The sequence below is a fragment of the Pseudoponticoccus marisrubri genome (assembly GCF_001482405.1).
Taxonomy (GTDB): Bacteria; Pseudomonadota; Alphaproteobacteria; order Rhodobacterales; family Rhodobacteraceae; genus Pseudoponticoccus; species Pseudoponticoccus marisrubri.
Map to the genome: position 1 here is coordinate 1 of NZ_LPXO01000103.1, position 263 is coordinate 263.

Genomic DNA, 263 nt, shown 5'->3' on the forward strand with positions numbered 1-263 from the left:
GTCATCTCCCAGTTCATCTCGAACCAGAAGCATCGCTCGTCGCATATTGGGGGCTAAGTAACGTTTTAATTTCATCTAGTTTCCTTGCCCGACGCTTGCCACGACACTGATGCGTCGATTTTCTGGCACCTCGGAATAGGCCAATACATGTAAATTTGACAGGCTGAACCGGAACAGCTTGGCCAGCTGGGCACGAATCTGCGGTGCCACCAGCAGAACCGCCGACTGCCCGTGCATCTCCACCTTTTGAGCCTCTTCCTTCA

At 52.9% G+C, this 263-nt stretch carries 1 protein-coding gene; it reads right to left on the bottom strand.

The features are described 5' to 3' along the window. Positions 1–75: 75 nt before the first annotated feature. Positions 76–263: hypothetical protein (locus AVJ23_RS22570; RefSeq protein ID WP_157772802.1), on the bottom strand; the 188-nt coding region annotated here is incomplete at its 5' end.